Genomic DNA, 245 nt, shown 5'->3' with positions numbered 1-245 from the left:
ATCCTGGAAAGGCTCGATGTCGAGGAATGCGACCGAGGCGTCGTCCGAGTCAATGATCGTCGCTGGGATGTCTCCCGCAGCGATTGAGCAGAAAAGGCAGTCCATAAGTTATGACTACCACATCGGCTAGGCCTACAGTACGTGTTCGCTCAGCGGACCTCAAAGCCGGCATGACGCAGGCCGTCCTTGACCTGCGCGATCGTCAGGGTGTGATAGTGGAAAACTGACGCGGCGAGCACCGCGTC

1 pseudogene is annotated in these 245 nt (G+C 58.4%); it reads right to left on the bottom strand.

Annotated features, from left to right (window positions below):
* Window positions 1-149: 149 nt before the first annotated feature.
* Window positions 150-245 (bottom strand): annotated as a pseudogene (locus KMS84_RS40550) (imidazole glycerol phosphate synthase subunit HisF); the annotation flags it as partial.

The organism is Streptomyces hilarionis (genome assembly GCF_024539675.1).
Lineage (GTDB): Bacteria > Actinomycetota > Actinomycetes > Streptomycetales > Streptomycetaceae > Streptomyces > Streptomyces hilarionis.
Note: the sequence above shows the minus strand (reverse complement) of the source record. Positions and strands in the feature narration are given on the sequence as shown.